22 protein-coding genes, 1 tRNA gene and 1 pseudogene are annotated in these 20,495 nt (G+C 51.3%); 8 read left to right on the top strand and 16 right to left on the bottom strand.

The window, feature by feature from the left end:
- The first annotated feature begins 6 nt into the window (after positions 1-6).
- The 6 genes from ccmC to ccmH are packed head-to-tail and all read left to right on the top strand — an operon-like array spanning position 7 to position 4,969.
- Positions 7-744 carry a heme exporter protein CcmC gene (gene ccmC / locus FEK50_RS06100; RefSeq protein ID WP_001295447.1) on the top strand — a complete coding sequence of 246 codons (738 nt, stop codon included), beginning with the start codon at positions 7-9 and terminating at the stop codon, positions 742-744.
- Positions 741-950, top strand: a complete 210-nt coding sequence (gene ccmD, locus FEK50_RS06095; protein WP_000186540.1) for a heme exporter protein CcmD — start codon at positions 741-743, stop codon at positions 948-950. The genes ccmC and ccmD overlap by 4 nt, the downstream gene beginning before the upstream one ends.
- Positions 947-1,426, top strand: coding sequence for a cytochrome c maturation protein CcmE (gene ccmE, locus FEK50_RS06090; protein ID WP_131162203.1), 480 nt, complete (start codon positions 947-949; stop codon positions 1,424-1,426). The genes ccmD and ccmE overlap by 4 nt, the downstream gene beginning before the upstream one ends.
- Positions 1,423-3,366 (top strand): cytochrome c-type biogenesis heme lyase CcmF, encoded by a 1,944-nt coding sequence (gene ccmF, locus FEK50_RS06085; protein ID WP_131162202.1) that lies wholly within the window; start codon positions 1,423-1,425, stop codon positions 3,364-3,366. Before ccmE ends, ccmF begins: the two co-directional genes overlap by 4 nt.
- On the top strand, positions 3,363-3,920 hold the full coding sequence (gene dsbE / locus FEK50_RS06080; RefSeq protein WP_131162201.1) for a thiol:disulfide interchange protein DsbE: 558 nt from the start codon (positions 3,363-3,365) through the stop codon (positions 3,918-3,920). The genes ccmF and dsbE overlap by 4 nt, the downstream gene beginning before the upstream one ends.
- Positions 3,917-4,969: a cytochrome c-type biogenesis thiol:disulfide oxidoreductase CcmH gene (ccmH, locus tag FEK50_RS06075; RefSeq protein WP_131162200.1), complete on the top strand. Its 1,053-nt coding sequence runs from the start codon at positions 3,917-3,919 to the stop codon at positions 4,967-4,969. Before dsbE ends, ccmH begins: the two co-directional genes overlap by 4 nt.
- A 36-nt stretch (positions 4,970-5,005) precedes the next feature.
- Here ccmH and narP read toward each other — a convergent pair whose 3' ends face one another.
- The 14 genes and pseudogenes from narP to FEK50_RS06000 all read right to left on the bottom strand — a co-directional run bounded on the left by narP (position 5,006) and on the right by FEK50_RS06000 (position 16,119).
- Positions 5,006-5,653 carry a nitrate/nitrite response regulator protein NarP gene (narP, locus tag FEK50_RS06070; RefSeq protein ID WP_130260511.1) on the bottom strand — a complete coding sequence of 216 codons (648 nt, stop codon included), beginning with the start codon at positions 5,651-5,653 and terminating at the stop codon, positions 5,006-5,008.
- A gap of 1,424 nt (positions 5,654-7,077) precedes the next feature.
- Positions 7,078-7,356: a PerC family transcriptional regulator gene (locus FEK50_RS06060; RefSeq protein WP_131162210.1), complete on the bottom strand. Its 279-nt coding sequence runs from the start codon at positions 7,354-7,356 to the stop codon at positions 7,078-7,080.
- Between the two features lie 2 nt (positions 7,357-7,358).
- Complete coding sequence (locus FEK50_RS06055) at positions 7,359-7,895, bottom strand: ProQ/FinO family protein (protein WP_000209995.1); 537 nt, start codon at positions 7,893-7,895, stop codon at positions 7,359-7,361.
- A 35-nt stretch (positions 7,896-7,930) separates the two neighbouring features.
- On the bottom strand, positions 7,931-8,356 hold the full coding sequence (locus FEK50_RS06050) for a single-stranded DNA-binding protein (protein ID WP_131162199.1): 426 nt from the start codon (positions 8,354-8,356) through the stop codon (positions 7,931-7,933).
- 236 nt (positions 8,357-8,592) lie between these two features.
- Positions 8,593-10,728 (bottom strand): DUF927 domain-containing protein, encoded by a 2,136-nt coding sequence (locus FEK50_RS06045; RefSeq protein ID WP_131162198.1) that lies wholly within the window; start codon positions 10,726-10,728, stop codon positions 8,593-8,595.
- The gene (locus FEK50_RS06040) at positions 10,725-11,012 is read right to left on the bottom strand and encodes a DUF4222 domain-containing protein (protein ID WP_021543734.1); all 288 of its coding nucleotides are present in this window, start codon (positions 11,010-11,012) and stop codon (positions 10,725-10,727) included. The genes FEK50_RS06045 and FEK50_RS06040 overlap by 4 nt, the downstream gene beginning before the upstream one ends.
- 39 nt (positions 11,013-11,051) lie before the next feature.
- Positions 11,052-11,237 (bottom strand): hypothetical protein, encoded by a 186-nt coding sequence (locus tag FEK50_RS06035; RefSeq protein WP_000919328.1) that lies wholly within the window; start codon positions 11,235-11,237, stop codon positions 11,052-11,054.
- On the bottom strand, positions 11,230-11,418 hold the full coding sequence (locus FEK50_RS06030) for a host cell division inhibitor Icd-like protein (protein WP_001384686.1): 189 nt from the start codon (positions 11,416-11,418) through the stop codon (positions 11,230-11,232). The genes FEK50_RS06035 and FEK50_RS06030 overlap by 8 nt, the downstream gene beginning before the upstream one ends.
- Before the next feature lie 47 nt (positions 11,419-11,465).
- Positions 11,466-11,690 (bottom strand): annotated as a pseudogene (locus tag FEK50_RS24455) (hypothetical protein); the annotation flags it as partial.
- Positions 11,691-12,064: 374 nt separating this feature from the next.
- Positions 12,065-12,256, bottom strand: a complete 192-nt coding sequence (locus tag FEK50_RS06020; RefSeq protein WP_001201666.1) for an AlpA family phage regulatory protein — start codon at positions 12,254-12,256, stop codon at positions 12,065-12,067.
- Between the two features lie 253 nt (positions 12,257-12,509).
- Entirely contained in the window at positions 12,510-13,754 is a 1,245-nt protein-coding gene (locus FEK50_RS06015) for an integrase domain-containing protein (RefSeq protein ID WP_131162197.1), read from the bottom strand.
- 206 nt (positions 13,755-13,960) lie between these two features.
- Positions 13,961-14,037 (bottom strand) — tRNA-Pro (locus FEK50_RS06010).
- A gap of 74 nt (positions 14,038-14,111) precedes the next feature.
- Positions 14,112-15,872, bottom strand: coding sequence for an LPS biosynthesis-modulating metalloenzyme YejM (gene yejM, locus FEK50_RS06005; protein WP_130260510.1), 1,761 nt, complete (start codon positions 15,870-15,872; stop codon positions 14,112-14,114).
- 19 nt (positions 15,873-15,891) lie between these two features.
- Complete coding sequence (locus FEK50_RS06000; RefSeq protein WP_001135667.1) at positions 15,892-16,119, bottom strand: YejL family protein; 228 nt, start codon at positions 16,117-16,119, stop codon at positions 15,892-15,894.
- A 181-nt stretch (positions 16,120-16,300) separates the two neighbouring features.
- Between FEK50_RS06000 and yejK the strand changes: the two genes are divergently transcribed.
- Entirely contained in the window at positions 16,301-17,308 is a 1,008-nt protein-coding gene (gene yejK / locus FEK50_RS05995) for a nucleoid-associated protein YejK (protein ID WP_130207118.1), read from the top strand.
- 150 nt (positions 17,309-17,458) lie between these two features.
- On the opposite strand, the gene rplY is transcribed toward yejK, so the two are convergent.
- Both rplY and FEK50_RS05985 read right to left on the bottom strand, forming a co-directional pair.
- Complete coding sequence (gene rplY, locus FEK50_RS05990; RefSeq protein WP_000494183.1) at positions 17,459-17,743, bottom strand: 50S ribosomal protein L25; 285 nt, start codon at positions 17,741-17,743, stop codon at positions 17,459-17,461.
- A 124-nt stretch (positions 17,744-17,867) separates the two neighbouring features.
- Entirely contained in the window at positions 17,868-19,628 is a 1,761-nt protein-coding gene (locus tag FEK50_RS05985; RefSeq protein WP_131162196.1) for a DEAD/DEAH box helicase, read from the bottom strand.
- Between the two features lie 149 nt (positions 19,629-19,777).
- Between FEK50_RS05985 and rsuA the strand changes: the two genes are divergently transcribed.
- Positions 19,778-20,473: a 16S rRNA pseudouridine(516) synthase RsuA gene (gene rsuA / locus FEK50_RS05980; protein WP_130207114.1), complete on the top strand. Its 696-nt coding sequence runs from the start codon at positions 19,778-19,780 to the stop codon at positions 20,471-20,473.
- Positions 20,474-20,495 lie beyond the last annotated feature (22 nt).

The following is a 20,495-nucleotide window of genomic DNA, read 5'->3' as shown; positions in this document are numbered from 1 at the left end:
GAAATTATGTGGAAAACACTACATCAACTGGCGATCCCTCCACGGTTATATCAAATCTGTGGCTGGTTTATACCGTGGCTGGCAATCGCCAGTGTGGTCGTGCTCACCGTTGGCTGGATCTGGGGATTCGGCTTTGCTCCGGCGGATTATCAGCAAGGAAATAGCTATCGCATTATTTATCTACATGTGCCAGCGGCAATCTGGTCGATGGGCATTTATGCCTCGATGGCGGTGGCTGCGTTCATCGGTCTTGTCTGGCAGATGAAAATGGCTAACCTGGCGGTCGCGGCGATGGCGCCTATTGGCGCGGTATTTACTTTTATTGCCCTGGTTACTGGCTCCGCATGGGGAAAACCGATGTGGGGTACCTGGTGGGTATGGGACGCGCGTCTGACTTCCGAACTGGTGCTGCTGTTTTTGTATGTTGGTGTGATTGCCCTGTGGCACGCTTTCGACGACCGCCGTCTGGCGGGCCGTGCGGCAGGTATTCTGGTGCTAATTGGCGTAGTGAACCTGCCGATTATTCATTATTCCGTGGAGTGGTGGAACACCCTACATCAGGGATCAACGCGGATGCAGCAAAGTATCGATCCGGCAATGCGCTCGCCGCTGCGCTGGTCGATTTTTGGCTTCCTGCTGCTGTCTGCCACGCTGACGCTAATGCGGATGCGCAATTTGATTTTGCTGATGGAAAAACGCCGTCCGTGGGTGAGTGAACTGATACTGAAAAGAGGCCGTAAATGACCCCTGCATTTGCTTCCTGGAATGAATTTTTCGCAATGGGCGGTTACGCCTTTTTTGTCTGGCTGGCGGTGGTGATGACCGTGATTCCGCTGGTGGTTTTGGTCGTGCACTCGGTGATGCAGCATCGCGCAATTCTGCGTGGCGTGGCGCAACAGCGGGCGCGTGAGGCGCGTTTACGTGCTGCGCAACAGCAGGAGGCTGCATGAATATTCGCCGTAAAAATCGTTTGTGGATTGCCTGCGCCGTGTTGGCAGGTTTGGCGCTGACCATCGGTCTGGTGCTGTATGCGCTGCGCTCTAATATCGATCTTTTCTATACACCGGGAGAAATTCTCTACGGTAAGCGTGAAACGCAGCAGATGCCGGAAGTCGGTCAGCGTCTGCGCGTTGGCGGGATGGTGATGCCGGGTAGCGTGCAGCGCGATCCTGACTCACTGAAAGTAACGTTTACCATTTACGATGCTGAAGGTTCAGTAGATGTCTCTTACGAAGGCATTTTGCCGGACCTGTTCCGTGAAGGGCAGGGCGTTGTGGTTCAGGGCGAACTGGAAAAAGGCAATCATATCCTCGCTAAAGAAGTACTGGCGAAACACGACGAAAACTACACGCCGCCAGAAGTTGAGAAAGCGATGGAGGCTAACCATCGTCGCCCGGCAAGTGCTTATAAGGATCCCGCATCATGATGCCAGAAATTGGTAACGGACTGCTGTGCCTGGCGTTAGGGATTGCACTTTTGCTGTCTGTTTATCCGCTATGGGGTGTGGCGCGTGGTGATGCGCGGATGATGGCCTCCTCCCGGCTGTTTGCTTGGCTGCTGTTTATGTGCGTGGCTGGCGCGTTTCTGGTGCTGGTTAACGCCTTCGTGGTAAACGACTTCACCGTCACCTATGTCGCCAGTAACTCCAATACCCAGCTTCCGGTGTGGTATCGCGTGGCGGCTACCTGGGGCGCGCATGAAGGCTCGCTACTGCTGTGGGTGCTGCTGATGAGCGGCTGGACCTTTGCGGTGGCGATTTTTAGTCAGCGTATTCCGCTGGATATTGTGGCCCGTGTACTGGCGGTAATGGGTATGGTCAGCGTCGGCTTTTTGCTGTTCATTCTCTTTACCTCTAACCCGTTCTCTCGCACATTGCCGAACTTCCCGATTGAAGGGCGCGATCTTAACCCGTTGTTGCAGGATCCGGGGCTGATCTTCCATCCGCCTCTGCTTTATATGGGGTACGTTGGTTTCTCGGTGGCATTTGCTTTTGCTATTGCTTCTTTGCTGAGTGGGCGTCTGGACAGCACTTATGCGCGTTTTACTCGTCCGTGGACGCTGGCAGCGTGGATCTTCCTGACGCTCGGCATTGTGCTCGGTTCCGCATGGGCTTATTACGAACTCGGCTGGGGCGGTTGGTGGTTCTGGGATCCGGTAGAAAACGCCTCGTTTATGCCGTGGCTGGTGGGGACTGCGCTGATGCACTCACTGGCGGTCACTGAACAACGCGCCAGCTTCAAAGCGTGGACATTACTGCTGGCAATCAGTGCCTTCTCGTTGTGTCTGCTGGGGACTTTCCTGGTGCGCTCCGGCGTGCTGGTATCGGTACACGCGTTTGCGTCTGATCCGGCGCGCGGTATGTTTATCCTCGCCTTTATGGTGCTGGTGATTGGCGGTTCGCTGCTGCTGTTTGCCGCGCGTGGACACAAAGTTCGCTCACGCGTAAACAATGCGCTGTGGTCGCGGGAATCTTTGCTGTTAGCGAACAACGTTTTGCTGGTCGCCGCGATGCTGGTGGTGTTGCTGGGGACGCTGCTGCCGCTGGTGCACAAGCAACTGGGACTGGGCAGTATTTCGATTGGCGAACCGTTCTTCAACACCATGTTTACCTGGCTGATGGTGCCGTTTGCGCTACTGCTGGGTGTCGGTCCTCTGGTGCGCTGGGGGCGCGATCGCCCACGTAAAATCCGCAATTTATTGATTATCGCCTTCATCTCTACGCTGGTGCTGTCTCTGCTGTTGCCGTGGCTGTTCGAAAGCAAAGTTGTGGCGATGACGGTGCTCGGCCTGGCAATGGCCTGCTGGATTGCGGTGCTGGCAATTACGGAAGCTGCGCTGCGTATTTCACGCGGCACGAAAACCACCTTCAGTTATTGGGGAATGGTGGCGGCTCACCTGGGGCTGGCAGTGACAATTGTTGGCATTGCCTTTAGCCAGAACTACAGCGTTGAGCGTGATGTGCGCATGAAGTCCGGCGATAGCGTCGATATTCATGAATATCGCTTCACCTTCCGTGATGTCAAAGAGGTGACTGGCCCGAACTGGCGTGGCGGTGTGGCGACTATCGGCGTAACGCGAGATGGCAAGCCGGAGACGGTGCTGTATGCGGAAAAACGTTATTACAACACTGCCGGGTCGATGATGACCGAAGCGGCGATTGACGGCGGCATCACTCGTGACCTGTACGCGGCGCTCGGTGAAGAGCTGGAAAACGGCGCGTGGGCTGTGCGCCTTTACTACAAACCGTTTGTTCGCTGGATTTGGGCGGGCGGGCTGATGATGGCGTTGGGCGGGCTGCTGTGCCTGTTTGATCCTCGCTATCGTAAGCGCGTGAGTCCGCAAACAACTGCGCCGGAGGCTGTATGAAGCGCAAAGTATTGTTACTTCCTTTGATTATCTTCCTGGCGATTGCCGCGGCGCTGCTGTGGCAGCTGGCGCGTAATGCCGAAGGGGATGATCCGACCAATCTGGAATCGGCGCTCATTGGCAAGCCTGTGCCGAAATTTCGCCTCGAATCACTGGACAATCCGGGGCAGTTTTATCAGGCAGATGTGCTGACTCAGGGCAAACCGGTGCTGCTTAACGTCTGGGCGACCTGGTGTCCGACCTGCCGTGCGGAACATCAATATCTGAATCAGCTTTCTGCGCAGGGCATTCGCGTGGTCGGTATGAACTATAAAGACGATCGCCAGAAGGCAATCAGCTGGCTGAAAGAGTTGGGCAATCCTTACTCGCTAAGCCTGTTTGATGGCGACGGCATGTTAGGGCTGGATCTCGGTGTCTATGGCGCGCCAGAAACGTTCCTCATCGATGGTAATGGCATTATTCGCTACCGGCATGCGGGCGATCTCAACCCTCGCGTCTGGGAAGAAGAGATCAAGCCGCTGTGGGAGAAATACAGTAAGGAGGCCGCACAATGAGGTTTTTATTGGGCGTGCTGATGCTGATGATCTCCGGCTCAGCGCTGGCGACCATCGACGTGTTGCAGTTTAAAGATGAAGCACAGGAACAACAGTTCCGTCAGCTCACTGAAGAACTGCGCTGCCCGAAATGCCAGAACAACAGCATTGCCGATTCCAACTCGATGATTGCCACCGACCTGCGCCAGAAAGTGTATGAACTGATGCAGGAAGGTAAAAGTAAGAAAGAGATTGTCGATTATATGGTGGCGCGTTACGGCAACTTCGTCACTTACGATCCACCGTTAACGCCGCTGACCGTGCTGCTGTGGGTGCTGCCAGTAGTGGCTATTGGCATTGGCGGTTGGGTCATTTACGCCCGCTCGCGGCGGCGTGTACGGCTGGCGGTGGAGGAGTTTCCTGAACAAAGCGTGCCGGAAGGTAAGCGCGCCGGATTTGCTGTTTACCTGCCGGGTATTGTGGTGGCATTGATTGTGGCAGGTGTCGGCTACTACCAGACTGGCAATTATCAGCAGGTAAAAATCTGGCAGCAGGCCACTGCGCAGGCTCCGGCATTGCTGGACAGGGCGCTAGATCCTAAAGCCGATCCACTCAATGAAGAAGATATGTCGCGCCTTGCACTTGGAATGCGTACTCAACTGCAAAAAAATCCGGGAGATATAGAAGGCTGGATTATGTTGGGCCGCGTTGGGATGGCGCTGGGTAACGCCAGTATCGCGACCGATGCATACGCTACTGCGTATCGCCTCGATCCGAAGAACAGTGATGCCGCACTCGGATACGCTGAAGCGTTGACACGTTCATCTGATCCCAACGACAACCGCCTCGGCGGCGAACTGTTACGCCAGTTGGTGAGAACGGACCACAGCAATATTCGTGTGTTAAGTATGTATGCATTTAATGCCTTTGAGCAGCAGCGATTTGGCGAAGCCGTTGCCGCGTGGGAGATGATGTTAAAAATGCTGCCTGCTAACGATACTCGCCGTGCGGTGATTGAACGCAGTATCGCGCAGGCGATGCAGCATTTATCACCACACGAAAGTAAATAAGAAGAAGCCCGATGGTAAATCCATCGGGCTATTTTTTTATTGCGCCCCGCGTTTTTGCAGGAACAGAATGGTGGCCGCCACGCGTGAGCGGACGTTGAGTTTACGCAGCAGATTGCGGATATGGACTTTTACCGTCTGCTCAGAAATATTCAGTACCGAAGCGATCTGCTTATTGGACAGTCCTTGTGCCAGTTCGTGCAGAACATCTAATTCACGCTCCGTTAGCACGCTGAAGGGGTCTTCTTCAGCGCCAAACATTTCACGCTCGCGTAAGTACTGACTGACGCGTTCACTAAAGACTTTGCTACCTTTTGCTCCGGCGCGAATCGCTTCCAGCAACACTTCCGGATCGCTATCTTTCAACAGATAACCGTCAGCGCCTGCGTCTATCAATGCAAAGATATCGCTGGAGGCATCTGAAACGGTCAGGATAATAATTTGCGCGGTAACGCCATCCCTGCGCAAGGCATTGAGGGTATCTAGGCCACTCATACCTTTCATATTGAGATCCAGCAAGATCACGTCGATATCCAGTCTATTCGCCAGATCGATAGCACTAGCGCCGTCGCCTGCTTCGGCGACCACTTCAAAGCCAGGGTCAAGCTCCAGTAACTGACGAACACCGCGTCGCATAAGTGGATGATCATCCACAATCAGCACCTGAAAAGGCGTTGCTTCAGGCATAGTAGTCTCCTGAGGTTTTATTAGAATCATTATGTTTGAGCGTAGCGTTGGTAACGCTACCAGGCGCGTGAATGTTACCCCATTTTATGTATGGGCATGTAGTGAAAACTGTAAGTGTGGGTAGAGGGGGATGCACGAGAGTAGTTTAATTGAGCCTGTAACTGTATGATTTTAAAGATGTAGATTAATTGAGTTTTGAAATCGTATATCCAAACGTATAACTAAAATGATTTGCTGCAAAAATGTACAGCTTTAACCGTTATCATTTTCCGGCTATCCGCTATGAAGCTGGCTGGTGGATAAGCACGGATAACCTGACATCTACAGCCGCCTTAAAAGCTGAACCCGACAAGCATATCGGCATCATGCCCACCAGCGTGACGCATTTTTTTAATTGCGCGGGCGTAAAAATTTGACGGGGCGGACAGTTCCATAAGTAATGGATTGCAGGAATTTCGCCCACCCTCCTGAATGCAATTTTTCGTATATATATACAAAACCACCCGTCCCACCTGTCCCGCCTGTCCCACTGGTGCCTAACAAATTGATTTTGTTAGAAATAAATTAGGTAAGGTGGGACAAGTCCAGGCTGTTTTGGGACAAGTTGGGGGGGGAGGTGGGACAAGTCGAGCGAGTGAATCAAGCCGTGTTAGCGCGGTAAACCGACAGTGCTGCCGCAATTTTGCGTTGTCGGGAGGCCACCGTAACAGCCACCATACGCGCACAATCTTCGGTGGTAACGCAATCCAGACGTGCGCAACATCCCCAGATAGGAAATCATTACCTAGCACAGCTAATTGCGCCAGAATCGATTACAGCGCGTTTCTGTGGCATTCAAGAACGGCTATCACTAGTGTATTGATATGTAATCCGCATATGAGTTTAAGCAACAAAATGATCCCCTTTCGAAAAAGGCACTAACCGTTTTTTCCGAAATGATCCGTTGGTGATTTTGTAACTTATTGTTTTGTAGATGTAATTTTAAATTTGGTAGGGTTATAAATAGGGGGCGTTTTTGTCAAGAATTGCAAATAATGCTCGTTTATTGTTCTTTGTTTGTTTTCTGTTCGTTAATGGGGGATCATTTTGCACTTTTTGGGGGATCATTTCGGAGGGGGTGGGGCTGGCAACACGCCAGCACCCTCGATGCGTTTGTTTTTAGCAGTACTCCCAGTCTGTGGCTAGTAGGCTCTCAGGAGATAGCGTAACGCTATCCTCTGTGACGGGATTCAACGCAATCAAATCGTTTCCGCGCCGTTCGAGAAAGACGATGTACGGAAGATGCCAGGCACTGCGGCGAGCTGGCACGCGTCGGCCTGGCTGCAACTTGTCGAGAATATCCACCAGCGAAACGTTCATGTGATTCAAAAAACTCCTGAAACGCTCTACAACTCAATAACACAAAAAATAATGCAGAACTGCCACTATAAAACCTTGTCTGTCTGGTAGTTCCGCCAGACAGATTTTGCGATTTCTATCCCCATATCCGCCTGTGTGCGGTGTGCTGCCTCTCTCAAGCTCCCGAAATTATCCAGCATGACGGGCGAACGTGCTGCCTTGTGGATACATTCCGCGCGACGCTTTACTGCCTGTTCGCGCTCCTTATCGGTGTTCACCTGTTGCATGACCTCAGCCCATCGGGCCGCCGCTCTCCGGTACAGGCCTTTAGCCTCCAGATCTTCCGCTTTGCTGTCGTGAATCATACTCATACGCCAGCTTGCTCCTTGTTCGACTTACGTTTGCGCTTCTCTTTCAGTGCCATCAGTCGTGCTTCCGCGTCCTGCTGTTCCTGTTGTGTCACCTCGCCGCATGGCTGGCTATTCAGATCGTAACGCACACCACCAGCCATTAAGGCACGGTAATAACGCGGAGAATGAGCATAAGATGCTAGCGCCGCACGTAATGCCCCTGACCCAAAAGCCAGCGCCCTGACGGCAATATCCTGTATCAGGTCTTCAAATATTCCTACCTTAAGCGGCTTCGGTGATTCCAGGCTGAATAATTCAGGCCATAGTTCAATAAGACGGTTAACGCGCCTGCGGTTTTTGCCCTGGCGTTTGGTCATATGCCGCCACGGTGTCGCCCCTGTGGGCTTCTGTTTGCGGCTCTGCTGTGCGTTCTGATTGCCGGGTATCACTTTATGCGCTGATGTGGTTTTATCCTGCTGCTGTGTCGTCTGTGTCTTTTTCTGTGGTATGCCGTAAATGCCTTTCGGTTTTCTGCTAATAGTCAGTGTAGTCATTATTTGTTAACCTCTGTTAGTGAATCCACTGGCAGTTAAAATGGTATTTCGTCCTCATACGGGTCATCCTGCTGGCCCGTCTGCTGCTTTGTTCTGTTCAGTGCGTCAGTAGTCTGCCCTTGCTGTCCTTTCCTGCCTCCTGGTCGCACGGTTCGCGCACTGATTACGCTGTCTGCGATGACCTGCCAGCCCTGCCGCATTTCCTCGTTCTGGTCTGTCCACTGGCTTATCTGCATGTTACCCGCCACGCTCACCAGTTCGCCTTTCTGGTGTTTTGCCAGTGCATCGGCCTGTCTGCCAAACGCCAGGACGGATAACCACATCGTCGCTGTTCCGTCATATGCCTGACTGCACGGAAGGGGAACAGCCATACTCACCAGCGCCATTGGTGTTCCCTTGCTGGTGGTTTTTAACTGCGGGTCAGCCACCAACCGCCCGTAAGCTGATATTTGTGCCGTCATATTGTCTGCTCTCCGGTTTTAAATGTTGGTTGGATTTTTAATGTCCACCAGCCAGGCAAAAAATAACGCCTGCTGACTTGTCCCAAAATGCTCCTAACTTGTCCCAAAATCACCTTAACTTGTCCCGCTCTTGTCCCACTTTTTCTGATATTACCCAATATAATTCAGTATGTTATGTGTGTTTCTCACAGGTTGGGACAGGTGGGGCAAGAGTCTTTAAACCTACACGCGAGAGATTAACCACCTTCATCATCATGATCCTGTGCAAGTAAAAGGCCGTACACCCTTAGTCGTGCCCCCTTCATGTGCTTAAGACGTGGTGTTCTGATTTGCCATCCTTCCCCGCTGGCTGGCTTTTTCAGCATTCCGGCTTCGTGAAGGGCTCTTGCTACGGCATCCTTGTTAAATCCCTTCGCCACATGCGATTTAAATGGCTCCGGCAGGACGTAAAACAAAACAGGCTCACCGTAACGCCCCTCGCTTTCCCTGTAGCCGTACAGTTCTGAAATCGGCAGGCTTGCAGGGTCATAATTGACAGGCGCAAACCTGCTCATGCCGTAGGCAGTAAGAAATGCCTCTGCCTGTTCAATAATCTGCCTGTGTTCCTTGTTACCCGTGCCGAACTCCTTCACCCAGGCATTAAAGTTATGCTGAATGGCATCACAGCACGTCTGAACATTCCAGCCCGTAACATGACCGGACAGCACAAGCGCGGCCTCCAGTATGGCGAATCGTTCCCCTACGCGATGAACCTGTTCGCCGTAGCTCTCCGGTATTAGGTTGCGCCACCGTTCACGGCACGCCCTTACCGTGTCCTTAGCCTCCTGCTGGTGGGCTGCCAGCCATTTAACCCATTCACGACCCGCCGCCCCGTGGTTTTCTGTCCAGGCGGCTTTTAACGCGTCTGCGTGCGCCTTTCCTGTGCTGTATTCGTGAAACTGCGTAGACTTCTCCATCGGCACGTTAAGCAACCTGACAAGCTGCCCCGCCTTGACTTTTATCCCCTCACTTTTGAGGAATGTTTCAACGTCCATTTCTCCGGTACTGATCGCCACCGTGCGCCAGTGTTTTATCTCCCGGTTGCCGCCGTCCTTCGCCCCCTGTAATTTCCCGGAACCGTTAAACAGCGTATAGGCTGACGTGGACACCTCCCGCGCGTTTCCGGCCTGGCCTATTTCATCCAGGGGTAACAGCCCGTCGTTGTGCGCCTCTGCCTCGTTAGCGATACCTAACGCTGTGCCGTACCAGGTCAGCCGTTGCGCGTCCGGCTCTCCCCATAAACTTGATGCGATGTTCTGTGTGGTGGTTTTCCCTGCCGATGATTGTTCGAAAAGATGTACCCCGAAGCCGTCAGCGCCCACCAGCCCGATTAATGGTGCTGATAACGATACCGCCACACCCAGCATCATGGACGGATTACCACCAGCCAGTCGCGCCACTGTATCGCGCCAGCCCTCTGTCGTTCCTGCTACGGAATAACCATTAACGGCAGCCGTTTTTCCGGTAAACAGGATCGGTTTCTCAGACTCACCAATGACTGAACCGTCCGGCATGATGTACGCGCCAAAATGCCACCCCGTTGTTGTGCTTAACTGCCATTCCTCATGGTTTCCGCTTAACTGCATCCAGTCAGCCAGGATAGCCCTGTATTTGCCGTTGGTTGTCACATTGAGTCCGTGGTCTTTCAGCAGCCGCCAGCCGTCACGGTCGCCAATGCCACCGCACGGGATCGCCATTGTGATGACTTCATGATTTGCTAATTTTTTCCAGCGCATCACGCGGTAATGCTCTTTACCGATCGTTCCCGTTCCCAGTAGTTCAAGCGGGGAACATAACCACGCCTCAGGCCGGATAATTTCGCCTGACTGTTTGTCAACTTTGGGCGTTACCCAGAAAACACCATCGGCGCGACTTTCAACGCGGGGTTTTAATTCATCATCGCCCTGGCTTTCTGTGATTTTTTTCTTTAAGGGCAACACCAGACTTTCCCCGCGCTCGTATTCGTCTTTGAGGCGAGGCAACTGGTCGGATAAATCCGCCGGGCTGGTGTCAGTTATCCCCGCATATTCGTATACGGTCTTCACGCCAGCCACAGCCAGCAATGTGACGACCTGTGTAAGGCTACGTTCAGTGATGTGCCCTGCGCGGTAAACACGCACACACTGACGGCTATCATCAATAATCTGATAACCGGTAATATCTTTCAGGTGTTCATCTGACAGAACGACAGGCGGCACATTGTCGGCGGCAATATGCTTACCTGCCCATTCCTGCCACTCTTTCGCATGGCTCCACGCATCACTACCCGCAAAAATGATAACCTCCGTCATTTTGTCGGCTGGCTGGTGCTTTAAGTTCGGTGCGCGTTTCATTTCTTGCCCCCAGTAACCAGCATTTCGCGGATTTTGCGGATATATCTTGCTGCACGGTTCTGATTTACGGTTTCACGATGATCCACCAGCGTAAAATCACGCTGGAACTGATAAACAGGCATCACGCAGTCATATTCGTATCCTTCACGGCGGTAGGTCATGCGTCGTTCACTCACGCCCTTAATCATTACCGTGCTGCCGTATTTATCGCGGTAAATATCGCCGTGCATGAATTCAGGACGAGTTTTACCGCTGGCAGTAAAGCCAGAATTTTTTGCTTTCATTTATCGAATTACGTTTTTGTTAAAGCTGTATTAATGAGATTAATGAACTGTCGCCACTTCAATTACGGCACGGATCATCACCTGCGTGAACCCACAGCCGATTAACTCTTCTTTCAATATTGCGATAGCTGCATTAACGCTGGTGGCGTTCACGTTTTGCTGATTATCAATAACGTGGCCTTGATGATTTACAGCGCGTGCGGTTATCTGAAATCGCTTAAGCATGCCTCACCCCCTGACGAATACGGGCAGCGAATACAGCAACACAGCCGGACGGGCAACAGTTACGCGCTTCTCGTTCGGTTGATGCCTCGACGTGAACAACACGGGAATCAGTCGGATTAAAGATGACAAAGCGCCAGATAAATGTGTTTTGAGAATGTTCGAGGGTAGGGGTAGTAGCCATTTGGCAGCCTCCTGTAACGTTGGGATATACCCACCGCCGGAGGTGGTAAGCTCGCTGGCGGTGGACTGTACAGGGTTACCACAACTGGTGTTACAGGAAACCAGCCTGACCGAAGTCAGCCCCATACAGCCCACCATTGATAAGGCGTGCGCGTGCGCCGATACAAAAAAAGACGCCTGGCGCGTCTGTATCGCCTGTAACTCCAGCGGGGTGGTAATCCCGACACCCGTTTTATGAGGTGCGCAGGGAGTATATCCCGTTTTCTTGCTCATGTGGTCGGATGTGTTGAAGGTGTGCCCACCACACAAATCACATTGCTCACCAGCCGGAAATATGGCATTGTTGGCGATGCATTCAAGTTTAATATATGCCTTCTGGCGACCCTCTGCGGTCGCCTTTGTTTTATTCGTAAGCAACATATTTCTTTTGTCGTTTAAGCTATGCGATTGTACGTTTCCGTTTAAAACGGAAGTGCTATTAGTTCAATTAATTCGTTCGTACGGTTTGAACTGAATAATAACATCAGCCATAATTTTTTATGGTTGAACGAAAACCTGCCCCTGTTTGGGCATTTTTGCCAGTATTCATAATGTTCTCTCTTAATTGTTTTGTTGCTTGATAGTAATCAGGCCAGCGTTAATCACACTTATGCTTCACGAGTTTCTCTCTCACGTTCTTTCAACCAGGCGAGTACCTCATCTTCATACCAGCCAATGCGACGCAGCCCGATACGGAATCCTTTGGGGAACCCGCCTTTGTTAACCATCTCCGTTAGGGTCGAATCAGATTTAATGCGTAGCAAGGCCTTTACCTCTGGTCGTAAAAGAATAGCCCTCATCCTATTTCTCCTCTGGACAGCAAAATATCGCTTTTTGAATGAAAATAACGGTAAGTAATGTAATAAGCATACAAATCTATAAAAAAGACAGTCAAGAATTATTTAATAAGAGCTATGTGATTGGTTATTTTTTAATTTTCTAACATAAAAAGAATTTAAATATTTCTCAAAATGAGACAGTATTGAGAAAGTAATGAGACACAAATTAGCTCCTAACTGATACCAATTAGGAGCTAATAATTTTTTAAATATTTTATTTTATTCCGCGTAATCCTCTGTGCCCGCTGGCGATGGTTGTTCCGGTTGCGGCTGCTTCCACAAAATCACCCCACCAGCACATTAACACTTTACGTTTTTCCAGGTAGTTGCTTCGGTTGTATGCCCGTCTAACTTCGTTTGTGTCCACGTGGGCTAGTGCGGCTTCGATCACGTCAGGTTCAAATCCTTCTTCATTCGCCGCCGTGCTGAATATTGCGCGTAGTCCGTGAGATACCAGCACACCAGCGTAACCCATTCGTCGTAATGCTGCGTTTGCTGTCTGGCTGCTCATTGATTGCACTGGATTTTTAAGACTTGGGAAAACATGCTCCCTTCGTGCGCTAATCGGCTTCATGGCTTCAAGCACTGCCATCGCCTGAGCGCAAAGGGGGATCACATGATCACGGCGCATCTTCATGCGTCCGGCTGGTATCGTCCAGGTTGCCGCCTCAAGGTTGATTTCTTCCCACCGTGCGGCGGAGGCTTCGGCTGGGCGGGTTGCGGTTAACAACTGCCACTCAATCAGCAATCTGGTTTGCCGTTCTATGCTGGCGATCGATAAATCGTGCATTAGCTGCGGTAGTTGTTCCGGTCGGATGGTTGGCATGTGCTTTTTGGTGGGGGAAGGGAATGCCTTGCGAACGTTCGCGGCGGTGTTGATGTCAATCAGTCCACTGTTGGCAGCAAAATCCATCACTTCATTGATGCGCTGTAAAACGCGTTTCAGTGTTTCCAGGTTGCCACGTGCCTTGATGGGCGTGAGTATCTCAACAAAGCGGCGAGCGGTGAGAGTATCTATCGGTGTGTTTCCGATATACGGGAATACATATTTCTCTAGCGAGCGCCAGATGTCCTTGATCGTATTGTGGGCGAGATTCTGGTTTTTTTTCATTTCGTACCACAATGCGGCCACATTTTCGAACGTGTTGCCCTGTCGTCGAGCCTCTGCTTCGCGTTTTTGCCGTTCGTATTCCTGCGGGTCGGTTCCTGCCGCAATTAACGTCCTGTACTCGCTACGGCGTTTTCTGGCATCAGCCAGGGAGACTTCATCAAGCGATCCCAAACTAATGATTGTTCGTTTTTTGTTCGACGGTCGATAGTAGTTGAATCGCCATAGTTTCGAACCAGACGGCTTAATAACGAGAAAAAGCCCGCCGCCATCCTGTAAGGTGTATTCTTTTTCCGCTGGTTTAGCTGCTTTGATCTGTGTGGTGGTGAGTGGGGTCGCCTTTCTTGCCATACGTTTATGAATCCACGGGAAAAAACAGGTTCTAGTTATACGGATTTAGCTATGCGCCAGCCCGTATAACTAAACATATAACTAAAAAAAACGGCTGAAAACCACTGTTACCGTCGAATAACGATGACTAAAAACAATAAAAAAACCCGCTATTCAATGAATTAGCGGGCTTTTTTCATAAAAACGATAATTAATAATGGGCGATTTGGTCGGCACGAGAGGATTTGAACCTCCGACCCCCGACACCCCATGACGGTGCGCTACCAGGCTGCGCTACGTGCCGACTCGTGGCTGCTTATACTACCGTTTTCCACACCGATTGCAAGTAAGATATTTTGCTAACTGATTTATAATTAATCAGTTAGCGATAAAACGCTTCTCGTCTGTCAGCACCTGCAATAACAAACTCAACTGTGGTTTTTCGTCTCTCACTCTTTCACCACGTAAGTTGTAAGTGCGGTATTTACCGTTATTGTTCAGTACTAGCGTCATTTTCGGTGTGGTAATTGCCAGCGTATCGTTATCCGCGGCTGTTACCCAGTAATGACGGCGCTCAGGGTTGAACAAGTCCTGACCTTGTGAGTATTCGCTGGCAGGCGTGCTGACGTGTAGCAGGCGTTGCATCAGCGTGGTCATAAGATCAGTATGATCGGTCAGGGCATTAATACGCTGTGCCGGTGTGCCTGGCCAGTGAATGACTAATGGCACCTGAAGATGGCCACGTGACCAGTCAAAGGTTTCTTCATCTTCGCTCAGCGGAATGCCGCGACCAGCAGTGATAATCACCACTGTGTTGTCCAGTTTCCCGGATTCACGTAACGCATTCAGGACGCGATTGATCTGGTCATCGACATTACCAGCTGCGCGGCTATATTTCCGGGCAAATGCTTGCTGATTGCTGTCGTCAATATTGGTGCCATTGAAAGATACCCAAGAGAACCAGCGGTTATCTTCTTGCGCGTAGCGGCCAAGCCAGTTGATCCACTGCGTGGCGGTCTGCTCATCGGATTGTGTATGTACGCTCGGCATCGAGAAGTCTGACAACAATGCCTGGCGATACAGTGGACTGGTAAAGCCATCTGACGAGAATAAGCCCAACTGATAGCCTTGCTGGTTGAGCGCGGTAATTAACGCCGCAGGCGTACGGGTCGACAGAATACCGTCCATATAGCTTGGCGAGATGCCATAGAACAAGCCAAAGATACCGTTGTCGGTGGCGTTGCCTGAACTCATATGGCGCGTGAACGAAATATTTTGTTCGGCAAAACCCGCCAGTGCAGGCATCTGCTTCTCGTAGCGTGAGTAGTTCAGGCCATCGACAGTAATCAACAACACATTTTGCCCGGTGCCCATATCGCGGTAGCGCAATTCGCTTAACGGATACTGTACGGAAACAGCGTCTGGATTGCCTTGCTCGATTAGACGGCGTTGATACTCCTGCGCATCAAGCAGACCATGCTTCTCAAGAAAACGTCGCGCCGTCATCGGGTACGAAAGCGGCAGGTTAGCGCGCTGCATGGTGATAGGGCGATAGAAGTTAGCATCGGCCCAGATATACACCATGTGTGAGGCGATAAAGGCGATAAATAAGAATGCGGCCAGCGGACGGGCGAAGCGCCGACGACGCGTCAGACTGCGCAGCTTTTGCCAGCTCCACGTCGCAAACACCAGTTCAATCAATAAAATTACTGGCACGCTGATAAACATTAGCTGCCAGTCGCGCGCCATCTCATTCTCGTCCGGATTGATAACCAACTGCCAGACGATGGGATTAAGATGGAGATGGAAACGGGTAAAGACTTCGCTGTCGATCAGTAACAGCGTCATTCCCACAGTGGCCAGAATGACGGACAAAAACCTCATTAGCCTCTGTGAGCCGACGATAAAGGTCAGCGGGAAGAGGATCAGCAAGTAGGTGGCGAACACCAGAAAGCTGAAGTGGCCGATAATGCTTACATAGGAATAAATACGACCCGCAAGCGTTGTCGGCCAGTCGGCGATAAACAGGTAACGACTGCCAATGACAAGTGAGAGCAGAATGTTGAACAGTGCAAACCAGTGCCCCCAGCTGACCATCTGGGAGACTTTTTCACGGTAGCGCTGACGATGAGTTACCATAACCTGTTATCTGTTTCCCTTAGTGCGCTTTGTCTTCGTTGATCGAGGACTGCAAAGCGCGGGCAAAAGAGTTGGCAATTGCCTGGCGTTGAGCCGGGGCAATGCTGGTATTGATAAGGTTAGTGACCATGTTGCCTAACACCATCAGGGAAAGGTCGGTCGGAGCCTTATGTTTTTCTAGTACGTTGAGCAGCTCTGCGAGCAATTGTTCAACCTGTTCATCACTGTAGCGGGAAATTTGTGGCATAAATCGAAATCAGTTAGTTGATGAAAGGGCAATATATTACCGTAGCAACGGTTTTTTTTCTGCTTTTTTATGCTTTCAATCATTCTCCTTACGCAGTCTTCTGTAAAATGGCCGCCAACTTTTATTGCGTCGCTTTACCGGTGGTGGTTGAATACCGCCCGGTCTTAAAGGAGAGTTTATCATGAGTCTGGATATCAACCAGATTGCTCTGCACCAGCTTATCAAGCGTGATGAGCAGAACCTTGAGCTGGTGTTGCGCGATTCATTGCTGGAACCGACGGAAACCGTCGTTGAGATGGTGGCAGAGTTGCATCGGGTCTATAGCGCCAAGAACAAAGCCTACGGATTGTTCAGCGAAGAGAGTGAACTGGCGCAGACGCTGCGCTTGCAACGTCAGGGCGAAGAGGACTTTCTGGCATTTAGCCGCGCGGCAACCGGTCGCCTGCGTGACGAATTGGCAAAATATCCATTTGCTGATGGCGGTTTCGTCCTGTTTTGCCACTATCGTTACCTGGCAGTTGAGTATTTGCTGATTTGCGTGTTGAGCAATCTAAGCAGTATGCGCGTCAACGAAAATCTCGACATCAACCCGACCCATTATCTTGATATCAATCATGCGGATATTGTGGCGCGTATTGATTTAACTGAGTGGGAAACCAATCCGGAATCGACACGCTACCTGACTTTCCTGAAAGGGCGAGTCGGACGCAAAGTCGCCGATTTCTTTATGGATTTCCTCGGTGCCAGCGAAGGGTTGAACGCCAAAGCGCAAAACCGCGGTCTGTTGCAAGCGGTCGACGACTTCACCGCAGAAGCGCAACTGGATAAAGCAGAACGGCAGAACGTTCGCCAGCAAGTTTATAGCTATTGTAATGAGCAATTGCAGGCGGGCGAGGAGATTGAACTGGAGTCGCTATCAAAAGAGTTGGCGGGCGTCAGCGAAGTGAGCTTCACGGAGTTTGCTGCTGAAAAAGGGTATGAACTGGAAGAGAGCTTCCCGGCAGACCGCAGCACGCTGCGTCAGTTGACGAAGTTTGCCGGTAGCGGCGGTGGCTTGACCATTAACTTTGATGCGATGCTGTTAGGTGAACGCATCTTCTGGGATCCAGCGACCGATACGCTGACCATTAAAGGTACGCCGCCAAACCTGCGTGATCAATTGCAGCGTCGGACCTCTGGCGGCAATTAATCGGGGTTGTGTTATGAATGTCAGATGCGGCGTGAACGCCTTATCTGGCCTACCCAAAATAGCAATGCCGTAATCAGGCATTGCAAAGAAGCTAATCTGCAGATACAAAAAACCCCGCCGGAGCGGGGTTTTTTACAACTTATTCAGCGATTAAGCGCGAACGAAGTCGATGTGCTGCAGCTTCGGTTTGTACGGATGACGCTGTACGTCCTGAGCTTTAACTTTGATTTCTTTACCGTCAACAACGATGGTCAGAACTTCGCTGTAGAATTCAGCTTTAGCTTGCATGTTCATGACTTTGTCGTGATCCAGCTCGATAGCCAGCGGCGCTTCTTTGCCACCGTAGATGATTGCCGGGAACTTGTTAGCGGCACGCAGGCGGCGGCTCGCACCCTTACCCTGCTCTTTACGTACTTCTGCGTTGATAGTAAACATTTCTTTCTCTCTTAAATGATTCCTGCTACAGGCGACCCAGCAACAGGTAAGTGATCTGCTTTGCGTATGCAAAAGCGGGCGAGATTCTATACTCAATCGCCTTATACATCAATCAAAACTACCATTAACCGCGTAATTCGTGCGCCCGCCGAAAACGACCTTCGTAATCGAATATTTTTTCACGCACCTGCCAGTACTGGCCTTTCATTCGTGCGACGACAAAATCCGGATGGCGCAATAAGGCTTGTTGGGCGAGGATATCGGCAGCGGTGATCCAGCGCAAAGGGATGCCCGGTGTACGCGTATGTGGGCGGATAAAAAGCTGCTCGAAGGCAGTACGCTGGGCGGGCGTTTGCAGACGGAAACGCTCACTCACATCAGCGCCGTCTTCATCGTAATAGGTGATTTTCAACCATTCGCCTTTCTCGTCGTGCCCATGCTGCAAAGACATGCCGCTACAGCGTAATACCAGCGCGTCTTTCAGTCGTAGCGCCGCTTTTAACATATCATCCGGGTCAACCAGAATGGTGTCACATTCGCGGCAACGGCGGGCGGCAATATCGTTTTCCGCGTTACATTGCGGACAATTTTTAAAACGGAAACGGAAGTCACACTGTTCGCGATGGCCGTCGCCATCTTCAAACCATCCCTGACAGCGGCGACCAAAGTGTTCAATCAATGTCCCATCGGCGGTAGTTTTGCCCCAAAAGGTGTTGGCAAAGCCACAGGCAGGGCAGAAAACCTGCACCGGGACGTTGTCACTTTTGCCTTTCGGTGTACCAACTTCCGGTGCGTAGAGGTCATGAGGATTGCCCGCATAATCGAGAATTAAGCAATCTGTTTTACCCGGCGCCAGACGCAGACCGCGCCCGACAATTTGTTGGTAAAGACTCACTGATTCGGTAGGGCGCAGAATGGCGATAAGATCGACGTGCGGGGCGTCAAATCCGGTGGTCAGCACCGCAACATTGACCAGATAGCGAAAACGTTGGGCTTTAAAATCTTCAATTAATACATCGCGTTCAGCGCCGGGCGTGTCGCCAGTAATCAGTGCAGCATCTTCTGCGGGTAGCAAACCGACAATCTCTTTTGCGTGGTCAACCGTCGCGGCGAAAATCATCACCCCTTTACGCTTTTCGGCGAACTCCATAATCTGGCTGATGATGTGCGGTGTAATGCGTTGCTGTTTTTTCAGCTCGCGGTTGAGATCAGCTTCGCTGAACAGCCCGTTACTCTGTGCCTGCAAGCGGCTGAAATCGTATTGCACTACCGGCATATCCAGCCGTTCTGGTGGCGTCAGATAGCCGTGTTTAATCATATAACGCAGCGGTAGCTCATAAATGCAGTCACGGAAAAGGGCTTTCTCATCGCCGCGTACCATGCCGTGATAATGAAACTGGTAAATCCAGCCTTTGCCCAGCCGAAAGGGCGTGGCAGTCAGCCCCAGCAGGCGTAAGTGGGGATTCACTTTTGTCAGGTGAGTGAGGATTTGCTGATACTGGCTCTCTTCGTCGTCACCAATACGGTGGCATTCATCGACAATCAACAGCGAAAATTCACCCTGAAAGGCATCAAGATTACGGGCGACCGATTGCACGCTGCCAAATACCACTTTACCGTGGCTCTCCTTGCGTTTTAGCCCGGCGGCAAAAATATCGGCTTCCAGCCCCAACGCCTGGTATTTAGCATGGTTCTGCGCCACCAGTTCTTTGACGTGTGCCAGCACCAGAACTCGACCACGCGCCAGCCGTGCCAGTTCGGCAATCACCAGGCTTTTACCTGCTCCGGTAGGCAGCACGATAACGGCAGGGGTTTTATGACGACGAAAATGGTTGAGCGTGGCATCCACGGCTTCTTGCTGGTATGGACGAAGTGTAAAAATCATGGTTTAGCGTAGGTAGATTAATCTGCTAATAGTATGCCACGGATCTTTTTCCCTTGAGGGAAGTTATTAGACCGCTATACTGGGCAGACAACAGTTCTGATTTTCGGGTCTATGCCCGACCTCCGTTTTTTACAGGCAAAATCACACACATGCGACTTGATAAATTTATCGCACAGCAACTCGGTGTTAGCCGTGCTATTGCCGGGCGTGAAATCCGCGGCAATCGTGTCACCGTCGATGGCGAAATCGTCCGCAATGCAGCGTTCAAACTGCTCCCTGAGCACGATGTAGCTTATGACGGCAATCCGCTGGCGCAGCAACACGGCCCGCGTTATTTCATGCTCAACAAGCCCCAGGGCTATGTTTGCTCAACTGATGACCCGGATCACCCAACGGTGCTCTATTTTCTGGATGAACCTGTGGCGTGGAAACTGCACGCAGCGGGGCGGTTGGATATTGATACCACCGGTCTGGTGCTGATGACTGACGACGGTCAGTGGTCGCATCGCATTACTTCTCCGCGTCATCATTGCGAGAAGACCTATCTGGTGACGCTTGAATCACCCGTAGCTGACGATACGGCAGAGCAATTTGCTAAAGGCGTACAGCTGCATAACGAAAAAGATCTCACTAAGCCAGCGGTGCTGGAAGTGATTACCCCTACGCAGGTCCGTCTGACCATCAGTGAAGGGCGTTATCATCAGGTTAAACGCATGTTCGCCGCCGTGGGTAACCACGTGGTTGAGCTGCATCGTGAACGCATTGGCGGTATTACTCTGGATGAAGATTTAGCCCCAGGTGAATATCGTCCATTAACTGCAGAAGAAATTGCCAGCGTCGGTTAACACTTTCATTTTATTCAGGAGC

The organism is Escherichia sp. E2586 (genome assembly GCF_005781105.1).
Taxonomy (GTDB): Bacteria; Pseudomonadota; Gammaproteobacteria; order Enterobacterales; family Enterobacteriaceae; genus Escherichia.
The sequence above is the reverse complement of the archived record's forward strand: the minus strand, read 5'-3'. Positions and strand labels throughout refer to the sequence as shown.